Consider the following 20,179-nt stretch of genomic DNA (forward strand, 5'->3'; position numbering starts at 1 on the left):
TTTCTAGGTAAATTAGTATGCGTGCATATTATTCAAAATAATTGCTTATTTTTGGGATATAACACAAAAAAAGATGCATTACGATTTTGATTACATAATAATAGGAAGCGGATTTGGAGGTTCAGTAAGTGCCTTACGACTTTCTGAAAAAGGATACAAGGTTTTAGTAATTGAAAAAGGTAAATGGTACCAATCCGAAGATTTTGCCAAAACTAATTGGAACCTATGGAAATGGTTGTGGATGCCTTCTCTACGTTTCTTTGGTATCATGAAAATGAGTATTTTCAGGCATATTGTAATTATATCGGGAACAGGGGTTGGTGGTGGTTCTTTAGTGTATGCGAATACTTTGCCCATACCAAAATCCGCATTTTATAAATCAGGAAGTTGGAGCGAATTAGAAGATTGGGAAACTGAACTAAAACCATTTTATCAAAAAGCGCTCACCATGCTTGGCGCGTCCAGAAATCCCAAATTGTTTGACGGTGATATTGCATTAAAACAATTGGCTAAAGAAATTGGGAAAGAAGATCAATTTGAACATCCTGATGTTGCGATTTTTTTTGGAAAACAAGGGGTGAAAGTAAAGGATCCCTATTTTGATGGCAAAGGTCCTGAAAGAGCTGGCTGCAATTTTTGCGGAGGGTGCATGACGGGTTGCAGACATAATGCTAAAAACACACTTGATAAAAATTATCTTTATTTAGCACAAAATAATGGTGCTGAAATCCTCGCCGAAAATGAGGTTTATGATGTTTTGCCAATTGACAATAAAGATGGGTCGTCAGGTTATAAAGTTGCTGTGAAATCAAGCACAAAATTTTTTGGATCTAAAAAAGAATTTACTTCAAAAGGAGTAATTTTTTCAGGAGGAGTATTAGGTACTATTAAATTACTGCTTAAATTAAATACGAAATCACTTCCGTTATTGTCAGATAAACTCGGCGCTGATATACGAACCAATAATGAAACGCTAATTAGTGTTTCCTCGTTAGACAAAACTAAAAATTTATCAAAAGGAGTAGCTATCGGCAGTCTTCTGGAAACGGACGACAATAGCCATCTTGAAATTGTGAGGTATTCGGAAGGATCTGGTTTCTGGAAATTATTTCATTTGCCTTTGTCTAATGGTAAAAACACTTTGGAACGAATGGCAAACATGACGCGGCAAGTGGTAAAATATCCGTTGTCCTATTTCAAAATTTATTGGGTAAACAGTTGGTCAAAAAGTACTACTGTTTTATTATTCATGCAATCAGTAGACAGTACTTTAAAATTTAGAAACAACTATTTTGGCGGAATGTCTTCGATTATAGGTACCGGATTAAAACCGTCAGCTTACATTCCGGAGTCTATTGCTTTAACAGAAAAATACAGCAAAATAATTAATGGTAAAGCAACTTCATTTATTTTAGAATCCGTAGCAGGAATTCCGTCAACTGCTCATGTATTGGGAGGTGCTGTTATGGGGAAAGACCGCTCTGTAGGGGTAATTAATCAAAACAATGAAGTTTTTGGATACCATAATATGTTGGTCATTGACGGTTCTATGATATCTGCAAATCCGGGAGTTAATCCGTCACTTTCCATCACTGCAATTGCAGAACGAGCCATGCATCAGATTCCTTATGCTGCTGAAAGAGTGGATTTTTGAAATTTCACGCTAACTAGAGGAGTTAATAAATGAATCCCTATTATTTTTTTCTTCCGAATGTTTCATTATTAAATTAATTGCCTAATTTAGAGTGCTTAAGCAGCAACATAATTTTATTTTAATTCAGGACCGCAAGCGTCTTTAAAACAATTCAATTATCAAAAAGAAAATCAAAATAGCGAAAGAAAATATTCACGAAAGACTCCATCGGGAGCCGATTTTGACACATCCCCGATTGAAGTTTATCCCTAACATCGTGCTAAACCTTATTAGCTTTTTTATAACATTTGCAGTGGCAGGAACGATATTTTATTTCCTCATCAATTATTTGATAATGAAATTTTATCATTTGGAATAAAAAAAAAGAAGTGTTTCAAAAATTGAAATTGAGTATAAAATTTATATTACTCATATTCGTTTTATTCAAAATGTAATTTTTGTTAGGATTGGTTTCACCCGCATTAAACTTGTGTACATACAATAATTGCGCATCAAACCCTTTTAGCAATCCTTGAAATTGGTAGCGAAAATCAGCATTGGTCTGCACATAAGAAGGCAATCCGTATTTATTTAATGCAACGTTTTTCACATCCGGCAAGTCAAAATAACCTACTGCCAAATTAGATTTGAATGTCTTTTTAGGATTCGTATATTGTATTTTGGTCATTACCGCATGCGCATCCCCAAAACCTTCATTCCGTTCTCTGGCCATAAAGGTGTAAAACGGGTCTCGTCCCCATTCTCGGGGCATTATATACCTTCCTTTAGCAGTTATTCGGTTGTAATTTAAAGTAATTTCTATTTTTTTATTCTGCCAGCCTAATCTTCCGCCAAAAGTTTGCGAATTGCCATTTTTTTCAAAATAGGTTTTGCGTGGATTTTCAATTCCGCCGAAATTCAAGGCATTTTGGTAAATTGTCTGAAATCCGAAAAGCATTGTCGTGTTTGGATTTAAATTGTATTTATAGTCCATTTGGAATAGTGCCGAATTGAATATATTCTCTACGTATTGATTCCACAAAAGTGTTTTTAAATTTTTTATCGATTCATTTTGTATACCAACAATATAAATTCCGTCACTGTCTAAATTCCCTGCATAATCGGATTTTGTTCCGTCGGGATTGACGCCTGTTGGGTAAATTCCTATGGATTCTCCAACTCTGAAATATTTCATGGTACTTCGTGGTGAAATTCCGTATAGGTAACCTACATTTATTTTAGTTTTTTTCAGTTCATTAAAATCGATCCATATTCCATCGACTTCAGTAGGCCGCATTCTGCCGTCCTGCAAATTTATGAAAGACGTATTCAGTAGTTGTTTTCCAAAGGTTACATTAGAATTTTTGTAGTTGTATTTTAAATATAATTCTTCTAACCGGCTTAAATTGCCTTTACTTGATATGTTTTGTAAATCAAAAAGCGCTACTTCGTATCTGTTGGATAAATTTGTTACCGGATCTTTTTTAGAAAAATCAGAAGAACCGACATCATAAATGTAATAACCGCTGACACCAAATTGAAAATTATGAAATTTAGCCGTTTCAAACTTTACACCTCCACCAAGAGCATTGGCATAATAATCAGATAAGCCAGTTTCATTGTTGGTACTCATAAAAAAATAGCGAAAATGGCCGCTGAAGTTTCCGTTTTTGAAAGCATTTAAAATCGAGGTGGAATCGATTTTTTCATTATTTTGTTCTTTCCAAACGCTTGGTTTATCTGAAATTTCCTGATGTTGTGCCGAGGAATGGAAACTTATTAAAAGTAAAAAAGTTAAGATTAATATAGAGAAAAAAGATTTCATTTTTAAGTATTTAATTTTTTACAAAAATAATCTGATTCCTATAAATGGGAGGTAACTTTTATCACATTGGGCCAAAAAATAAAGCCGAATGTTTAAACATTCGACTTTATGACTTTTGACTTTACGACTTAACTACTATCTGAAAGTATAATCAACACCGGTAACTTGAGATAATAGTGTTTCAGGAGCATCAAGAATTATTGCGTTTTTTTGCGGTGTAGGTGTAACAGGAGAATTTTGTTTTAAATAATCCCTCATTACCGAATGCAAGGTTGCATTTGTGTTTTTGGCATCCATTACGCCTTTCATTCTGCAAAGCACGTCCACAGGATCTCCGTCACGCTCACAGGCCATGATTGAATACAATTTATCAGGATCTAATGGCATATTTTTCACCGTAATACTTTGAACTCTTTTGTCCATTTCGGCAAAAGCATTAAAGCGCACTTCCATTCCTTTAAACTTAACTACCCATCCACCAAAGCGTTTAGAAGCGTCATCAGCAAAAACATTGTTTAATTCTTTTTCTAGCCAGTTTTTCAATTGTTTTCCGGTAACTTTTGCTGTTCTTACGGTGCTGTCAACGGGTAACATATCAAAAATAAATCCGTTTGTGATGGGAATATTTCCTGTTTGATCTGGTGTAGTTTTTGGTGGACAAAACCGGAATCCATTAGAAAGATTAATGTCAATATCAGGGAATTTCCAGTTTAAGGCATTCAGAATCATAGTATCAATAGGATTTTCGACCACAAAATAGCGGTACAAAGGAATTGTGCTGTATCCAATAACCTTATTGATTTGTTCTGAATAAATGGATTCTTTTTCTTTCAATAATTTTTCGATTTTAGCATCGGGTTTTATTTTTGGAGAATCTACTTCTATTAATTCATAATTGTCATCAATGACTTTTCCGTTAAGAATAGTTAAATCTAATTTTCCAATAAACGAACCAAATGCTCCGGGTTCCACCACTTTTGAATACTTACAAACAATTGGTTTACGAACTCTTTCGTGTGTGTCGCCACCCAAAATGTAGTTTACACCTTCACATTCCGGTCGGTTTGCCAATGCTATTTGCTGCGATAAACCTAAATGTGCAATTATAATTACATAACTGCATTGTTCCTGATTTCGTAATACATCTATATAATGAGCCAGATTTTCTTCGGGATTGGTATATAAAATTCCTTTGCTATAATTTGGGCTTTGTCTTAAGGGTACCAATGGATCGGTGTACCCTAAAAAACCAATTTTTGCTCCGGCAATATTCCAAATGGTATACGGCTGAAAAATAAGTTCACCACGTTTTCCTTCGCCTAAATCATGGTACATATTGGTACAGATTTTTGGTGCATCCAGAGAACCTAACAACGTTTGCATCTTTCTTTTACCATAAATTACTTCCCAATTCCCTGGAAGAAATAAGTCGTAATTCAACGCATTTAAAATTGGAACAAAAGCTTCACCAGTAGTTTCTAGACTTAATTCGCTACCTTGAAACATGTCGCCGGTGTCAATGGTATAGGTATTTGGGTTTTTCTTTTTCAGTTGTTTCAGTAAAGTTGCCATGTAGGCATAACCGCCCGTTTTTCTAAAAACAGCTTTCCCATTTTCCCAAAATAACTCATCATGCGGATGAATCTGACAATGCACATCAGTGGTTTGAAGAATAGTAATCGTTTGCGGTTTGCTTTGGTCGATTGCTGCATCCAATTTAAGTTCGTCGATTTGATTAGAATTTGCAATAGCGGAAATAGGTGAAATAATCGCTGCACCCAGACTTAAGGTCCCTACTGATTTTAGAAAATTTCTTCGGTTATTGCTCATCTATTTTAGGTTTTTAGCAGATTTTTATAGGAAAAACTACAGCCTAATTCATGGTGTAGCAGGGTACAAAACACAATTTACATTTTTACTTTAGAATCCGCCCTTAATGTACGTCCAGCCTTGTTCTTGTTTTTCTACAATTTCTGCTATTCCTACTGGTACATATTCTACTTCTGAAATCAATTGTTCTTTAGTTACTTTTTGACTTTTCAAAGTGTTTTCGCATACTAAAAAACGAACGCCTTTAGCCCGAAGTGCTTTTATTGCTTGTATTTGCTTTGATTTCCCTGACATTACAAATGGTAAACCCATGCTGTGAATCACCACCTCGTATTTTGACTTTGGCCAGTGCGTTGTTAGGTTTGTCAGCTGGTTTATCAATGCTTTTTGTTGTAAAGTATCAGCAGCATTGGTAAACTGAAAAACGATCTTGTGTTTGTTTGGCTTTTTTTGTGCCATCGAAACAATGGAAATCATACTCAATGCAAGAACAAATAAAATGGTTAGGTTTTTCATAATTGGGTTTTTAAGATTATTTTTTTTCGGTTTTCTTTTTTTCGGCTTTTATTGGTTTGAAAGGTCCAAATTTATGTTGGGTTACCGTAAATGAATCTGAAAATGGACCGAAAGGATGATCCACCGGTTTTTTGGAAATATCGGGCCAGTCTTGACTTAAATCTTTCGACGGTCTTTCCAGATTTTCTACATAAGCAGCAATATCCCAAGATTCTTCATCGGATAATTGAGGGTTTTCATAGGAGGCGCCTAATGGCATATTGTATTTTATGTACCCCGCAAAACGACTGATTCTGAACAATCCTGCACCGCTATTATACGAATTTTTACCCCAAAGTGGTGGATACGTATATTCTTTTTTATCCGCTGCCAAAATCCCCTCACCATTCTTTTGATGGCAACTGGCACATTTGGCATCATATAGTACTTTTCCTTTTACAGGATCAGCGGCGCGATCTAAATACTCCAAATCATAAATTCCAGAAGCATTTGCTTCTTTTCCTTTAGGAACTTTACTGCCAATATATTCAATGTATGCTATCATAGCCTTCATTTCCCTATTATCTTCTTTTAGCGGTTGACCGTTTAAGCTTCTTTCCATACAGTCATTCACTCTTTTGTATAGATTTTCCACTTGGCCGCTTCGCGCTCTCATTTTTGGATACATTGAATATACGGAACCATAATTGTTTCCCCAAGGTTTTGTACCGGCATCCAAATGACAATTGTTGCAATTCATTCTATTAGTAATTTGTTTCACACTGCCATTTGGACCCAAGTATTTAGCCGTATGCGCAATTAGATCTTTGCCATATTCTACTTCTTTTTTTAAAGTTGAATCTTTAATCAGAGCAATATCAGCCGGTTTCCAGAATTTTGCAGTTTCATTTTGCAAAATCACTTTTTTTTCTGCGTCGACATAAAGGGAATCTATTTGCGTGTCATTTTTTTGAAGCCAAGCAGTGATTGATGTATTAAAAAACAAAACGACGAACAAAGCCATTACCAGGAAGATAATGGTTGTAAACAGATAAATTAGCCTTTTTACGAGCGATTTAAATTGGACTATATTTTGTTTTTCTGGATTCATAGGGTATTAATGAGGAAGTTTATCTCTAAAATAACCATATACCCAAGTTCCCACTATTGCAAAAAACAGAGTAACAATCATCACTGTGGCACCCGTTCCAATTTGTGCAAATAATGGTCCAGGACATGCTCCTGTTACTGCCCAACCCAATCCAAAGATAAGTCCTCCGTAGATTTGACCTTTGTTGAAAGTTTTGTCATGGAACTCGATTTTTTCTCCATAAATGGTTTTAATATTGAATTTTTTAATCAGGAAAACGGATATTATACCCACCACAACGGCGCTTCCTATTACACCATACATGTGAAAAGATTGGAAACGGAACATTTCCTGAATGCGATACCAACTGATAATTTCTGCTTTAATGAAAACAATACCAAACAAAATACCAATGATTAAATATTTTAAATTGTGGTACCACTTATGTTCTAATTGACTCTCATTGATACAAGAAGTATCTAAAGAACGCGTTTCGAAATCTGTATTTTGATCTTTAATGTTCATAATTCGTAATTTAAAGTGAAAGAATAAATGGTAAAATAACATTTGCCATAATCAATCCTCCAATAAAGAAACAACATGTTGCTATAAGTGATGGCATTTGTAAATTAGACAAACCGGAAATAGAGTGACCGCTGGTGCAACCTCCCGCATAGCGAGAACCAAAACCAATAAAAAAGCCACCAATAACCATCATAAAAAAGCCTCTGAGTGTAAATAAACTTTCCCACGAGAATAATTGTTCCGGTAACATTCCATAAATTTCAGTTATGCCATAGCCTGCCAATTCGGTTTTTAGATTTCCATTAATATTAATCGGATTTGGATTTGACAAAGAACTGTACGCGATCACACCACCCAATAAAATACCGAAAACGAAAAACATATTCCAGATTTCTTTTTTCCAATCGTATTTGAAAAATTTTATGTTTGCCGGTAAGCACATGGCGCAAGTGTGACGTAATGAGGCGCTAATTCCAAATGATTTGTTTCCAATGATTAACAAAGCCGGAACTGTAAGTCCAACTAATGGGCCTGCAATATACCAAGGCCAAGGCTCTCTGATTAATTCTAAAATTTCCATATTTATTTTTTTATAACCACAAAGATTAAATTTATAAATGAGTAGTTATGTTACTTTTGTCACACAAGAAAAAAAAAGTAAAAAATGACAATGATTTTATTTTTTTAATAACTCGTCTAGCATTTCTCGGAACGAATCACTATTCCAATTTGCTGTTCCAATTTTGGCTACGATTACATTTCCTGATTGATTAATAAGATAAGTTGCCGGAATTGTCGCCGATTCCATTTCTAATGGAGGATTGGTTACCGATTGATACACAGGAAGCGTCAGATTTTCTTTAAGTATAAAAGCATTTGCTTTTTCGAAGGAATCCGTTGTCACAAACAAAAAGACTATTTTATCTTGATAATCAACATATAATTTTTGAATGCTTGGCATTTCGGCAATACAAGGTGGACACCAAGTGGCCCAGAAATTAATGAATATTATTTTTCCTTTGTATGCGTCCAATGACACCGTCTTTCCGGTGGCGTCTTTTAATTGCCATTGATAATTGGAAAGCATTTTTTGATCTGTTACAGCAATTGTTTTGGGTGAAAAGGCAATTAATCGGTTCAGTTGTACTTTTACAAAAGTGCCCAACGGACTGAACAGAAGCAATGCTATTAATACGATAAAAACAATATTTTGGATAGTGGATTTTTTTGGTGTTTTCCAGTTCATTTTTTATTTTTTTGAATTATTACTTTCTGAAAAGAAAGAATCTCTTTGTTTTAGCTTTATACTTTATTTTAAATTTAACCATTCATTTGTTCCACCGCAAAGCCAGTTTGCATTGTATCCCATTTGTTTTAAAAGTTTAGCTCCATCCATCGATCTTCCTCCACCTTTTCCACAAGCTATAGTAATTTTACAATCTTTTTTGATTTGATGTATTTGGTTTTCAATTTCTGCCAAAGTAATATTTCTGGCTTCCGGAATATGATTACTTTCGAATTCTTCTTTGAAACGGACATTAATAATCTGTATTTTTTCATTTTGCTGAAGCGCTTGTTTTACTACTTCAACTTGAATGCATTTATTTGAGGAGCTATCTATTTCTTTCATGTCTTTTGAATCAGTTAGTTGTTTTTTGTAAATGGTCTTTTGGCATTCGAACTTTGATTATTACTGATGATGCAATGGTGATAACTCCTATCAATATAATGGCATAATTTACACCGAATAAATCAGCTGTTATTCCTGAAATAATCGCGCCTATCGCATATCCTAAATCCCTCCAAAGCCTGAATGTACCAATACTTTCTGCTCTCTGATGCGGATTTGTCGCCTGTGCAATGGCGGATAAAAAAGTAGGATAAACTAACGCCGTTCCTAAACCCAAAAATGCTGAAATTGCGGCCAACTGATAGAATGCTGCAGCAAAAGGAATAAAAAGTATCGCAATTCCCTGAAGTAACATTCCCCAAAACAACATCTTTTTTTTCGAATAAACATCTGACATTTTTCCGGTTACCAATTGTCCAAAACCCCAAACAGTAGGATAAATAGCGGTTATAATTCCAATATTCTGTGAATCATAATTCAAAGAAAGCAACACAATAGGTAACAGTCCCCAAATCATGCCATCATTCAGGTTATTGACTAATCCTGCTTGTGTTATGGCGCTTAATGTTTTGTTTTTGAAAGTGGTTTCGAGAAAAATATTATCTAATTTTTCAGTTTTATTCGTTGTGTTTTCTTGGTGAACAAATATTCGGGTGTCTTTCACAAAAAACAAAGTCAATAAAAAACCAATTATCGAAATCCCAATTCCCAAATAAAAAGGGTAAGGCGTAATGCCATATTTTTGTGCAATGTAGCCTGACAGAAAAGCAACTAATCCAACGGCAAAATAACCGGCAAACTCGTTGAGTCCCATCGCAAGTCCACGATCTTTTTCTCCAACCAAATCAATTTTCATCACCACTGTACTGCTCCAAGTAAGTCCTTGACTAATTCCCAATAATATATTGGCAAAAATCACCCAGTTCCAAGATTCTGCATAAATTAAAATAAAAGGAATGGGAATGGCCAGAATCCAACCGAATAAAAGTAAATTTTTTCTCCCGAAACGGTTCGCCAGTTTGCCTGTAAAATAATTGGTAATGGCTTTTGTAATTCCAAAGGCAACGATGAAAGAAAGTATAGCTGTTTTTGAAGCAATGCCAAATTCAATCTCAGCAAATTTTGGAATAATGGTTCGTTCCATTCCTATCATTCCGCCGACAAAGGCATTGACAATAACCAAAATAGTAAACTGTTTCCAATTTTCTTTCAGTCCAAGTTTGGTTGTATTTGTTTTCAATTGAGGTAATTTATTAATTTAAAATCTTCGTTTGGAAAAGAAGTTAGGAACAAAAAAGGGTAAGTTCTTATAATTTGTAATATTCTAATTGGTAGTCACCGATGTGTTTTTTATTTTCTGCGATGGATTTTTTGTGTTTAAAATAGTTCACGGTTCCAAAAACAAAAATGATAAATGAAGTGACAAAAAGTGCGATTTCAATCAGTAAACTATTTTCAATTTTGAGCAGATTTCTCAAACTCAAACCTGCAATCAAAAAATACATCGAAGTTCTCAAAAAGGCAAGAAATGTGGATTGATTGGCCAAAGTTGTTCGTTGCAACGCTAATTTTTCTCTTAAAATTAAGTCTTTGTTTGCTGGTTTTTTCTCTTCCATAGCATTGTATGTGTGTAATTGTTTGTAAAAAGTAGTAAAGTCATTTTTGTTTTTTAAAAAGCTAAAAAGCATTAATTTTTTCTAAAAAGACTATCAAATTTACACTTTATTTAAGTCAATTTGAAAATTCAAATGCTGTAACGATGTTTAGTGAATCAGTTAGCAATCCAATCGCGTTAATTTCCCTTAAATCTCTGCTGCTGCATAAATAAGAATGCAGCTTAAAACAAAAAATCTCTTATTTTAAACTGCACACTATTTTAAAACTATCGCTGCTTATTTACTTATCACTTCGTTTACATCTTGCCAAGTACCGCCATTTGTAACGTTTTTGAAACCATTTTGCTCCAAAATCATTTTGGCTTGACCGCTGCGATTACCGCTTCTGCAGAAAACAATGATATGCTCTTTTTCTTTGAATTTTTCCAATTGGCTTGCCACTTGATCCAAAGGAATATTCGTTGAACCTTTTACGTGACCTTCTGCGAATTCTGACGGTGTGCGAACATCTACTAGGAAAGCACCTTCTTTTATTATTTTTTCCATTTGTGTGGTGTCTTTTTTTGAAAATATATTTTTAAAAATTCCGAACATAATTGAGGTTTTTAGTATTCAATAGGATTATTTTGGCTCATCCACTCATTCATTCCCGGAGAATAGTTGAGCACATTTTTATAACCATTTCGCGCTAATAATGAATAGGCAATTGCTGCCCTGTCACCGCCTTGGCAATGGATTAATACTTTTTTATCTTTACTTATTTTGTCCAGATTATTTACCAAAGTACCTACAAATACATTGTCAGCTCCTTTGATGTGACCTGCATTGTATTCCGCAACACCACGAAGGTCAACAACTTGAACATTTTTTTCTTGTTGTAAGGCTTTAAATTCTTCTATTGTAATTTGATTTACTTTCTCCAAAGAACCGCCATTTTCTTCCCATATTTTCGTAGAAGGAATGTACCCGTGGATGTTGTCTAATCCAATTCGCATTAGTTTTCTGGTCAAATCATCTAATTGTGATTCATCGGCAAGCAACATAAAAGGTTCTTCATACGTAAGAAACCATCCTGCCCAAGTGGCAAATGAATTATTGCCCTGAATGTTGATGCTTCCCGGAATAAATCCTTTAGAAAATTCCGTTTTATCCCTTGCATCAATCAATTTGATTCCTTTTTCTAAAGCTGCTGTTAATTCGCTATAATCCAGTTGTTTTAATTTTGGAACAGTTGTAAGAAGCGGACGATCAACTTTATTTAGTTTTTTCATCATCGCAAAATATTTTGGCGGTTCCGGTTGGTCTTCCAATAAATATTTTACAAATCCACTTTCATCATTTTTATGCTGAAAAGCCCAGTTTCTTATTTTTTCATATCCTACAGTGCTGCTTGGAACGGCTCCTAATGCTTTTCCACAAGCAGAACCTGCTCCATGACCTGGCCAGACTTGAATATAATCAGGCAATGCATCAAATTTATTAATGGATTGATACATTTGTTTGGCACCAATGTCTTGTGTTCCTTTCATTCCTGCTGCTTTTTCAAGCAAATCGGGTCTTCCTATATCTCCAACAAATACAAAGTCACCGGTAAACAACATTACGGGTTCATCGCTTGCGGGAGTATCTGTTAACAGAAAACTGATGCTTTCCGGAGTATGTCCAGGCGTGTGAACTACTTCTATTTTTAAGTTTCCTACTTTTAGAACATCACCATCTCTCACGTCAACGTGAGGGAATTCATATTTCCAATCGGGCCCGCCTTCCGCTGAAAGGTACATTTCTGCTCCCGTCAAAGCGGCTAATTCTCTGGAACCAGCAAGGAAATCAGCATGAATGTGTGTTTCTAAAATATGAGTAATTTTCATATTGTTCTGCTTGGCAATTTCAAGGTAGGTGTCAACATCCCTTTTAGGATCTATAACTGCGGCTACACCTGCTTTTTGACAGCCAATAAAATAACTTGCCTGAGCAAGACTCTTGTCGTAAATGTGTTGAAAATACATATCGTTTTTTTTTTAGTTTCTAATTTATTGGACAAAATTAGGTCATGATTTTATTAAAATTGGTGACTAATGTTACATAGCGGTTTACAACTGAATTATTTTGCCTGTATGCACGTCATAGCGCATGGAAATAATTTTAGTTTTATGTTCTTTTACAATTGAATTTTCCTGAACAAGCCTATTTGAATGTTCAATATTAGCATTGATACAACCTAATACATTGTCTTGTTTTGGCGTTTGTTTTTCGGCTTCCTGTTCCTCTTTTTCCTCTGCGATAGTTTCCACAATGTCATCAATGTGATTTAGGTGCTTTTTGTAATCATTATTTTTATCACCAATGTACGCTTTAATAGCACCACATTCTGTGTGTCCCAAAATGACGATTACTTTAACATCGAGGTGCTCAACTGCATATTCGACGCTCCCCATATCAATATCAGAAATTAGGTTTCCAGCATTTCTGATTACGAATAAATCGCCTATCCCCTGATCGAACAGAATTTCAGGCGAAACTCTGCTGTCTGAGCAAGTGACTACAACGGCAAAAGGATGTTGTACGTTTTGATTTTCTAAAACTGATTTTTTATTTTGATGGGGATGAATTGTTTTTTCTTCTAAAAAGCGTTGATTCCCGGAAACTAATTTTTCTAATGGAGTTTGGTTTTTATTTTCTTCCAATTTTTTTGTATCAGTTTTATCACATCCGGTTGCAGCGAGCAACATCAAGAAGGAGACTAAAATTATTTTTTTCATTATCCTTTATCTATTAATTTTTTCAAAAATACTTACAGCAATGCTTTTGAATAGTGACTATTATCACTTTGGAACAAAAAAAAAGAGAACCTTTTCAGATTCTCTCTCTTTATATAGAACAAAACTTGTTTTATAATAATGTTGTCGGACATACATAATCCGTTTTTGGGAGGCTTGTTTCTTTAATTTCTGTAAAACCGCCAATAACATCAACAAAATTATCCCAACCACGCATTTTTAGAATTGATGCCGCCAACATACTACGATAACGTCCGGCGCAATGCAGGATGAATGGTTTTTCTTTTGGAAATTCAGCCAAGTGACTGTTGATTTCGTTTAACGGAATATTTATTGCTCCAACCAAATGTTCCGATAAATATTCGCTTTTCTTTCTGACATCAAAAACGGGAATTTCCTCGTTTTTTAGTTTTTCTTCCAATTCTGTTGCAGTAATTCGGGTGAGTGTATCCACCTCTTTGCCCGCTTTTTTCCATGATTCAAAACCATCTTTTAAGTATCCAATTGTACTATCGTAACCTATTCGAGATAGACGAACCATACTTTCTTCTTCTTTTCCCGGCTCGGTAACTAACAGTATTTCTTGTTTAATTTCGGGAATCATTTCGCCTACCCACATGGCAAAATTACCGTCTAAACCAATGTTTATGCTGTTTGGGATAAATCCATTTGCAAATGCTGATGCCAATCGGGTGTCCAAAATTAAGGCACGAGTTTCATTGGCAATCAATTCAAACTCTTCCGGATTTAAAGGTTTATTTGCTTTTTTAAGCACAGCATCTAAACTTTCGTACCCATTGATGTTCATTAAAACATTAGCCGGAAAATAGCCCGGAGGATTTGTTAATCCTGTTAGTACCGCAGTAACAAACTCATCTTCGTTCATTTTTGGGTTCAGGGCGTAGTTGGTTTTCTTTTGGTTCCCCAACGTGTCGGTAGTTTCTTTACTCATCATTTTTCCGCAAGCGGAACCCGCTCCGTGATTGGGATATACAATTAAATCATCTGACAAAGGCATGATTTTGTTTTGTAAGGATTGGTAAAGATGTCTGGCCAATTTGTCTTGGGTCAAATCAGCCAAAACGTGTTGCGCTAAATCGGGTCGGCCTACATCCCCAATAAACAGGGTGTCGCCAGTTATGATTCCATGCTCTTTTCCGTTCTCGTTTATCAACAGAAAAGTAGTACTTTCCATGGTGTGTCCCGGTGTATGAATCACTTTTACTTTGTAGTTTCCAATTTCAAAAATTTGTCCGTCTTTGGCAGTAATAATTTCATAAGCCGGTTTCGCTGTTGGACCGTAAACAATTTTCGCACCTGTTTTATTGGCTAAATCCAAATGTCCCGAAACGAAATCAGCATGGAAATGAGTCAGAAAAACGTACTTGATTTTAGCATTGTCTTTAAATGCTCTGTCGATGTAAGGCTGTACTTCGCGTAATGGATCAAAAATGGCAACCTCTCCGTTACTTTCTAAATAATAGGCTGCGTGAGCAATACATCCGGTATAAATTTGTTCGATTTTCATAATATTATGTTTTTTTAATTATTGATAGGGCAAAATTAGGGGGCACGTTTTTAATCTAAAGTGATAATTATCATAAGAAAATAATTATTTTAGTATTAATTATAGTATGTGATAAATGTCACATAGCGATTTGAATTTGAATGCATTACAAGGTACAGGCAAAAAAAAGACCTCCAAATATGAAGGTCTTTTCTGTGTTTTTTTAAATGCAGATTAATGTGTTAGAACTACCAAATTCGTGTTGTTTTGGCACAGCTATTTCTTTAAAATTTCTTTTTTTTTATAAAATAATTCCGTCCGCCATTTCAATAATTCTGTCGCTCGCTTTTGCAAAATCATTATCGTGGGTTACCGCAATCACCGTTTGGTTAAACTCAGTTGTCAGATGTTTGAACAAATCAAAAACAATTGCTGCATTTTTACTGTCTAAATTCCCTGTTGGTTCATCGCCCATAATGATTTTTGGGTCGTTTATTAATGCTCTGGCAATGGCCACACGCTGTTGTTGTCCTCCCGAAAGTTTGGAAGCTGGTTTTAATGCCTGGTCTTTCAAATCTAATTTTTCTAAAATGGAATAGGCTCTCGATTCAATTTCTTCTTTGGAATATTTCCCTAATTTGAGTGCCGGTATCATCACGTTTTTTAAACTCGAAAATTCAGGTAATAAATAATGGAACTGGAAAACAAAACCTATTTTTTCATTGCGAATAGCAGCTAACTGTTCTTTTGTTTTTTGGGTTAAATTTTCACCGTCTAAAATAATATTTCCTTCATAATCCGTATCCATTGTAGAAAGAAGGTATAACAAAGTCGATTTTCCAGAACCTGATTTTCCAACCATGGTTACAAATTCCCCTTTGTGAATGTCAAAAGAGATATCGTTCAAAACCTTAAATTTAGCGGGTTCGTAAAAATATTTACTAACTCCTTTTGCCTGTAATAATAATTCCGATTGTATCATTTTCTAAAAATTGTTATTGGATCTAATTTCGCTGCTTTTCTGGCCGGAATATAACCCGCCAATGTGGTTACAATTAACCCGAACCCTATTCCCAAGCCAAAGAATTTTGGAAAAAACCGAATCGGGAAAAACCCTATATCGCCGCCAACCCACATATTGCCCATTACTTTTACTAAAATCATCGCTAACAACAAACCAAATGCAATCCCAATTATTCCAATAGCAATGGCTTCTTTTACAAAAATTTGGATGACATCTTTACCCGAAAAACCAATGGCTTTTAGAATCGCAATATCATTCAGTTTTTCCATAATGGTCATATTCAAAATATTATAAATACCAAAAGCCGCGACCAGCATTATCGAAAACGAAATGGCCATGGCCATCATTTTTCTGATTTTATTCGCTGCCGCTGCCGATGCGTTTGCAGTTTCCCAATCTTCAACTTCATAACCGCTTAACTGTTCGAATTTTGGAATTAGCTTTTTAGCCGTTTCATAATGATTGATATTCACAAAAATATCGGTTATGAAACTTGCGCCTTGTTTGTTGAGTTGTTGTGCTGCCGAAATGTTGGTATACGAAAGTGTTTTGTCGGTATTTGTAACTCCGGTTTTTAATAGTGCAACCACTTTCATCACTTTATAAACGCCATAAGCAGTGGTAACCGAAATATTATCTGCCAACCGAACATTCAGTTTTTCAGCAATTCCAACCCCTAAAATGATTCCGTTTTGATTGGCTTTTAAGTCGGAATATTTACCTTCAACAATGTATTGTTCCAATTGAAACATCGTATTTTGCTCCTCGATATTTACTCCGGAGGTTTTTCCCGTTACTTGTGCTTCTCCGTTATTGTAAAACACATTTGCCGAAACATTTGGGGTTACGCCGATGACTTCAGGTTGTTTTTTCAGTGCTTCAATGATTAAATTCGGATTGATTAATTTTTTGCTTTCTTTCGTGATTTTGGGATTGGTAAGCAAAGCTAAATCGGTTTTGCTGGTTTTAATCAAGGGTTGACTGATGTGTTCTTCTTTATAAATGCGTAAATGTGGCGTCGATTTAAACAAACTTTCAACAGAATATACTTCAAAACCATACATTAGCGAATTCATGAAAATAAAAATGGCAATCCCAACCGTCACTCCTAATGCCGCTACCATTGTCTGTTTCTTTTTGGAAATTAAATGGGTAAAAGCAATGTCAGAATTGATATTGTGTTTGTAATTTTTCATCAGTACAATTCTTTTAATACGATTTGATTTTCATTTAAACCCGATGTTATTTCAACATAATCAGAGGAAACAATACCTGTTTTCACTACAATCGGTTTTCTGTCCTCATCCAAAACTTTGTTGCCGTAACCCAAAAAACTTCTTGGGATAACTAAGGTATTTTGCTTTTTATTCACAAAAATATTAGCTTCCAATTGGGTTCCGGAAATGGCAAAATCCACAGGTTCTGTAAAAATGGCTCTTATGATAAAGGATTGCGATTGCTCATCAAAAGTGGGCAGGATTTCTGAAACAACGCCTTTATAAGTTTTATCACTGTTTACGTTAAGTTTTACAACGATTTTTTGGTTCAATTTTATTTTTCCCATATTGCTTTCGTCAATATTCAAATTGGCATAGATTTTTTGGTTATTGGCAATCACCGCAATAATATCTCCTTTGCGTACATAATCGCCCACCTGTTTTTTCTGTTTGTAAATTTTGCCGTTTACCAATGCTTTTACTTCATTAAAATCCTGAAGGACCATACTGTTTTCCAATTGTTGGTTTTGTACAATTACCTGCTGATTGGCCTGTACCAATAGATTTTGGAACTGTTGTTCAAGTGCCGCGACTGAAGCTCGCGAATTGCTCACGGCAATCAATATGTTCTCGTATTCAACTTTGGCAATACTGTTGCGTTCAAGCAATTTTTTATACCGAGCGGCCAATAATTCATCTTGTTGCACTTTTAATTTTGCTGCGTTTAAATAGGCTTTTGACTGTTGCAAAAGTGGCGCATTGGAACTGGTATTTGCTTTTGCAATTTGCAGCAATTTAGAACCACTTTTAGTATTGATCGTACTTTGCGGATTATCAATTACTGCTAAAATTTTTCCAACGGCAACTTCATCGCCTTCATTAAAATTGATTTTGGTGATGTATCCTTCTGTTTGCGCCATCAAGTTGTATTCGTCATCGGCTTTTAAAGTACCCGATGCAAAGACCATTTCGGTGATGTTTTTACGTTCTACTTTGCTTTCTTCCGTTTTTTTACCACAGGAAAAAAGCAGTGCAAGTGATGCTAAAATCAATGTAGTTTTTACTATTGTTTTCATTATTGAATGGTGTTGTTGAGATTTATTTTAGTGTTCAAATAAGAAATAGTAGTAGCTATCACTTGTAAGTTGAGTTCGCTATTTAGTTTTTCATTAAAGGAAATCATTAAATTATCTAGCGGAATCAAACCCTGATGGTATATGTCTAAATTTTTAGTGTACGTGTCCATTTTTAGAACAGCAATTTTTTGGTTAATAATATAACTGTCAATGGCTTTCTGATACTCTAATTTCAATTGTTGGTTTTGATTGTTTTCCTGAAGCAAATTGTGTTTTGCATTTTCTTCGGCAATCGCAGCAGCGGTTTTCAGATTTCTTTTCTGAAGGTATTTCGAAGCATCCGGCAGTGCATAATTCAATCTAAGTCCAACATAAGATGCTTGAAAAGTATTTGAATTTGGATAAAAAAAGCCAGTATTACTATTGTCTTGATACATCCAGTTTCCCACTAATGAAAGTGTCGGAAAAAAGGAGGAGTTAAAACTTTTCAACTCCTGATTGGAAACCTCTTGAAGCAACTTACTCTGTTGACTCAACAAAGTATTGGAAACATCCAAAACAGTATTTTTAGTAGCATTTTCATGACTATCAGTTATTTCTAAAACAGTTGTGATTGGAATATCGCAGGCTATTTTCAAAATGTTATTCTGCTGGAGTAGGACAGTAGCCAGTTGTGTTTGTTTATCCTCAATTTGTAACACATTTGCGGTAGCTTGATTCAAATCTTGTTGCCTGGCCAGGCCTTCTTTTTGTTTGTTGGAAACAATGTCTTCAATTTTTTTAGTATTCGAATAATTGGCATGCAGTACTTCAATTTGTTTTTGAATGGAAACGATGTTGTAATAGGTGGTTGCAATAGTCTCAAAAAGATTTTTCTTAACTATTAAAGTCGTTGTAGCGGTATAATTTTCATTGATTTTAGACGCTTTTATTTTCTGCCAAGCAGGAATATTGATCAAATCAATTTGCGGAGTAATAGCAATGGTGCTAATGTATTGTTGTCCAAATTGTGTTTCCTTAAAAGTACCGGGAACACCGCCAAAGATTTGTGCCGGCAAATAATTAGTTGGCAGCTGTAAATTATCTGTTGCCGAAGCCGTGACATTTCCTCGTGGATTAAACGCATTTATTTTTGAAATTAAAGTTTGGTACTTTGACAATGCTACTTGTTCGTTCGAAATTTTAAGCACTGCCGTATTTTTTTCGGCGTAGTGCAAAACGGCATCAATGTTTGTGAAGGAAAGTTTTTCCTGAGCTTGCAACTCAAAACTGAGCAGTAGCATTAATAAAATTCGGAATGTATTTTTCATTTTAAATGAATTAATGTTAACATAGCTTGTATCATTTTATTTCCTTCGATCTCAATGTCAAATTGGAATTCGGCCATGCGCCATTTGTACATTTGGAGTCGGAAAGTTCCCATTACGATGTGCGTTAAATCATCCGCTGAAATGGCTTTTGTGAAAACGCCTGATTGCTGACCTTCAATAAGCAGTGGTTTTAAATGTTTAATTTTCACACTCATTATTTTATAAATCATTTCGTTGATGCGCTGGCTTTCTTCCATTAATCCATCAGAAAAAACTGCGACGACAAAATGTGGGTTTTGTTTAAAAAACGAATACTGATTCTGAAATAATCGAACAAATTGCTCTTTTTGATTTTCATTTATCGAACGAGATGCTGTTAATCTTTCGTCCATATTTGTAGCCAGAAAATCAAGCAATACATAGATTATTTCCTCTTTGCTTTCAAAATGTCTGTAAATAGCACTTTCAGAGAATTGCATGGCTGCGGCCAATTTTTTAATGGTTAAACCACTGACACCAGACGAAGTGAGAATGTTTCCGGTGGCTTTGATTATTTCCAGTTGTTTATCTGACATTTTCATTTTAAATTGGTTTTTAATACAAGTAAGTGAATGTTCACTCTGT

Annotated in this window: 20 protein-coding genes; 1 reads left to right on the forward strand and 19 read right to left on the reverse strand. The window is 35.0% G+C overall.

What is annotated here, in order from left to right; genetic code table 11:
• Positions 1-73: 73 nt before the first annotated feature.
• Positions 74-1,654, forward strand: a complete 1,581-nt coding sequence (locus ACP7AT_RS08665; protein WP_426063941.1) for a GMC oxidoreductase — start codon at positions 74-76, stop codon at positions 1,652-1,654.
• Positions 1,655-2,027: 373 nt separating this feature from the next.
• On the opposite strand, the gene ACP7AT_RS08670 is transcribed toward ACP7AT_RS08665, so the two are convergent.
• The 19 genes from ACP7AT_RS08670 to ACP7AT_RS08760 form a co-directional block, all read right to left on the reverse strand.
• Positions 2,028-3,458 carry an OprD family outer membrane porin gene (locus tag ACP7AT_RS08670; protein WP_426063942.1) on the reverse strand — a complete coding sequence of 477 codons (1,431 nt, stop codon included), beginning with the start codon at positions 3,456-3,458 and terminating at the stop codon, positions 2,028-2,030.
• A gap of 135 nt (positions 3,459-3,593) precedes the next feature.
• Positions 3,594-5,288, reverse strand: a complete 1,695-nt coding sequence (locus tag ACP7AT_RS08675; protein WP_426063943.1) for a bifunctional metallophosphatase/5'-nucleotidase — start codon at positions 5,286-5,288, stop codon at positions 3,594-3,596.
• A gap of 90 nt (positions 5,289-5,378) precedes the next feature.
• Positions 5,379-5,804 carry a DsrE family protein gene (locus tag ACP7AT_RS08680; RefSeq protein WP_426063944.1) on the reverse strand — a complete coding sequence of 142 codons (426 nt, stop codon included), beginning with the start codon at positions 5,802-5,804 and terminating at the stop codon, positions 5,379-5,381.
• Between the two features lie 16 nt (positions 5,805-5,820).
• Complete coding sequence (locus ACP7AT_RS08685) at positions 5,821-6,807, reverse strand: c-type cytochrome (RefSeq protein WP_426063945.1); 987 nt, start codon at positions 6,805-6,807, stop codon at positions 5,821-5,823.
• A gap of 93 nt (positions 6,808-6,900) precedes the next feature.
• The gene (locus ACP7AT_RS08690) at positions 6,901-7,398 is read right to left on the reverse strand and encodes a DUF6691 family protein (protein WP_091205541.1); all 498 of its coding nucleotides are present in this window, start codon (positions 7,396-7,398) and stop codon (positions 6,901-6,903) included.
• 10 nt (positions 7,399-7,408) lie between these two features.
• A complete protein-coding gene (locus ACP7AT_RS08695) occupies positions 7,409-7,978 on the reverse strand; it encodes a YeeE/YedE family protein (protein ID WP_426063946.1) in 570 nt (189 codons plus the stop codon).
• Positions 7,979-8,074: 96 nt separating this feature from the next.
• On the reverse strand, positions 8,075-8,644 hold the full coding sequence (locus tag ACP7AT_RS08700; RefSeq protein WP_426063947.1) for a TlpA family protein disulfide reductase: 570 nt from the start codon (positions 8,642-8,644) through the stop codon (positions 8,075-8,077).
• A gap of 63 nt (positions 8,645-8,707) precedes the next feature.
• Entirely contained in the window at positions 8,708-9,028 is a 321-nt protein-coding gene (locus ACP7AT_RS08705; protein WP_426063948.1) for a rhodanese-like domain-containing protein, read from the reverse strand.
• Between the two features lie 10 nt (positions 9,029-9,038).
• Complete coding sequence (locus tag ACP7AT_RS08710; protein ID WP_426063949.1) at positions 9,039-10,268, reverse strand: MFS transporter; 1,230 nt, start codon at positions 10,266-10,268, stop codon at positions 9,039-9,041.
• Between the two features lie 67 nt (positions 10,269-10,335).
• On the reverse strand, positions 10,336-10,644 hold the full coding sequence (locus ACP7AT_RS08715) for a DUF202 domain-containing protein (protein WP_091205548.1): 309 nt from the start codon (positions 10,642-10,644) through the stop codon (positions 10,336-10,338).
• 276 nt (positions 10,645-10,920) lie between these two features.
• Positions 10,921-11,238 (reverse strand): rhodanese-like domain-containing protein, encoded by a 318-nt coding sequence (locus ACP7AT_RS08720; protein ID WP_426063950.1) that lies wholly within the window; start codon positions 11,236-11,238, stop codon positions 10,921-10,923.
• Positions 11,239-11,249: 11 nt separating this feature from the next.
• Entirely contained in the window at positions 11,250-12,650 is a 1,401-nt protein-coding gene (locus tag ACP7AT_RS08725) for an MBL fold metallo-hydrolase (protein ID WP_426063951.1), read from the reverse strand.
• 84 nt (positions 12,651-12,734) lie between these two features.
• Positions 12,735-13,403, reverse strand: a complete 669-nt coding sequence (locus tag ACP7AT_RS08730) for a carbonic anhydrase (protein WP_426063952.1) — start codon at positions 13,401-13,403, stop codon at positions 12,735-12,737.
• Positions 13,404-13,533: 130 nt separating this feature from the next.
• Entirely contained in the window at positions 13,534-14,949 is a 1,416-nt protein-coding gene (locus tag ACP7AT_RS08735; protein ID WP_426063953.1) for an MBL fold metallo-hydrolase, read from the reverse strand.
• Positions 14,950-15,229: 280 nt separating this feature from the next.
• Positions 15,230-15,910, reverse strand: coding sequence for an ABC transporter ATP-binding protein (locus ACP7AT_RS08740; RefSeq protein ID WP_426063954.1), 681 nt, complete (start codon positions 15,908-15,910; stop codon positions 15,230-15,232).
• On the reverse strand, positions 15,907-17,148 hold the full coding sequence (locus ACP7AT_RS08745) for an ABC transporter permease (RefSeq protein ID WP_426063955.1): 1,242 nt from the start codon (positions 17,146-17,148) through the stop codon (positions 15,907-15,909). The genes ACP7AT_RS08740 and ACP7AT_RS08745 overlap by 4 nt, the downstream gene beginning before the upstream one ends.
• Entirely contained in the window at positions 17,148-18,245 is a 1,098-nt protein-coding gene (locus ACP7AT_RS08750; protein ID WP_426063956.1) for an efflux RND transporter periplasmic adaptor subunit, read from the reverse strand. The genes ACP7AT_RS08745 and ACP7AT_RS08750 overlap by 1 nt, the downstream gene beginning before the upstream one ends.
• On the reverse strand, positions 18,245-19,555 hold the full coding sequence (locus ACP7AT_RS08755) for a TolC family protein (protein WP_426063957.1): 1,311 nt from the start codon (positions 19,553-19,555) through the stop codon (positions 18,245-18,247). The genes ACP7AT_RS08750 and ACP7AT_RS08755 overlap by 1 nt, the downstream gene beginning before the upstream one ends.
• The gene (locus ACP7AT_RS08760; RefSeq protein WP_426063958.1) at positions 19,552-20,136 is read right to left on the reverse strand and encodes a TetR/AcrR family transcriptional regulator; all 585 of its coding nucleotides are present in this window, start codon (positions 20,134-20,136) and stop codon (positions 19,552-19,554) included. The genes ACP7AT_RS08755 and ACP7AT_RS08760 overlap by 4 nt, the downstream gene beginning before the upstream one ends.
• Between the last annotated feature and the right edge of the window lie 43 nt (positions 20,137-20,179).

It is taken from the genome of Flavobacterium sp. DSP2-3-1, from assembly GCF_049896865.1.
Lineage (GTDB): Bacteria > Bacteroidota > Bacteroidia > Flavobacteriales > Flavobacteriaceae > Flavobacterium.

Excerpts from the sequence above, each read along its gene's own strand:
- ACP7AT_RS08695 (WP_426063946.1), bottom strand. The coding sequence starts at position 7,978 with ATGGAAATTTTAGAATTAATCAGAGAGCCTTGGCCTTGGTATATTGCA.
- ACP7AT_RS08675 (WP_426063943.1), bottom strand. The coding sequence starts at position 5,288 with ATGAGCAATAACCGAAGAAATTTTCTAAAATCAGTAGGGACCTTAAGT.
- ACP7AT_RS08735 (WP_426063953.1), bottom strand. The coding sequence starts at position 14,949 with ATGAAAATCGAACAAATTTATACCGGATGTATTGCTCACGCAGCCTAT.
- ACP7AT_RS08740 (WP_426063954.1), bottom strand. The coding sequence starts at position 15,910 with ATGATACAATCGGAATTATTATTACAGGCAAAAGGAGTTAGTAAATAT.
- ACP7AT_RS08730 (WP_426063952.1), bottom strand. The coding sequence starts at position 13,403 with ATGAAAAAAATAATTTTAGTCTCCTTCTTGATGTTGCTCGCTGCAACC.
- ACP7AT_RS08700 (WP_426063947.1), bottom strand. The coding sequence starts at position 8,644 with ATGAACTGGAAAACACCAAAAAAATCCACTATCCAAAATATTGTTTTT.
- ACP7AT_RS08715 (WP_091205548.1), bottom strand. The coding sequence starts at position 10,644 with ATGGAAGAGAAAAAACCAGCAAACAAAGACTTAATTTTAAGAGAAAAA.
- ACP7AT_RS08670 (WP_426063942.1), bottom strand. The coding sequence starts at position 3,458 with ATGAAATCTTTTTTCTCTATATTAATCTTAACTTTTTTACTTTTAATA.
- ACP7AT_RS08680 (WP_426063944.1), bottom strand. The coding sequence starts at position 5,804 with ATGAAAAACCTAACCATTTTATTTGTTCTTGCATTGAGTATGATTTCC.
- ACP7AT_RS08750 (WP_426063956.1), bottom strand. The coding sequence starts at position 18,245 with ATGAAAACAATAGTAAAAACTACATTGATTTTAGCATCACTTGCACTG.
- ACP7AT_RS08760 (WP_426063958.1), bottom strand. The coding sequence starts at position 20,136 with ATGAAAATGTCAGATAAACAACTGGAAATAATCAAAGCCACCGGAAAC.
- ACP7AT_RS08685 (WP_426063945.1), bottom strand. The coding sequence starts at position 6,807 with ATGGCTTTGTTCGTCGTTTTGTTTTTTAATACATCAATCACTGCTTGG.
- ACP7AT_RS08665 (WP_426063941.1), top strand. The coding sequence starts at position 74 with ATGCATTACGATTTTGATTACATAATAATAGGAAGCGGATTTGGAGGT.
- ACP7AT_RS08690 (WP_091205541.1), bottom strand. The coding sequence starts at position 7,398 with ATGAACATTAAAGATCAAAATACAGATTTCGAAACGCGTTCTTTAGAT.
- ACP7AT_RS08755 (WP_426063957.1), bottom strand. The coding sequence starts at position 19,555 with ATGAAAAATACATTCCGAATTTTATTAATGCTACTGCTCAGTTTTGAG.
- ACP7AT_RS08720 (WP_426063950.1), bottom strand. The coding sequence starts at position 11,238 with ATGTTCGGAATTTTTAAAAATATATTTTCAAAAAAAGACACCACACAA.
- ACP7AT_RS08705 (WP_426063948.1), bottom strand. The coding sequence starts at position 9,028 with ATGAAAGAAATAGATAGCTCCTCAAATAAATGCATTCAAGTTGAAGTA.
- ACP7AT_RS08745 (WP_426063955.1), bottom strand. The coding sequence starts at position 17,148 with ATGAAAAATTACAAACACAATATCAATTCTGACATTGCTTTTACCCAT.
- ACP7AT_RS08725 (WP_426063951.1), bottom strand. The coding sequence starts at position 12,650 with ATGTATTTTCAACACATTTACGACAAGAGTCTTGCTCAGGCAAGTTAT.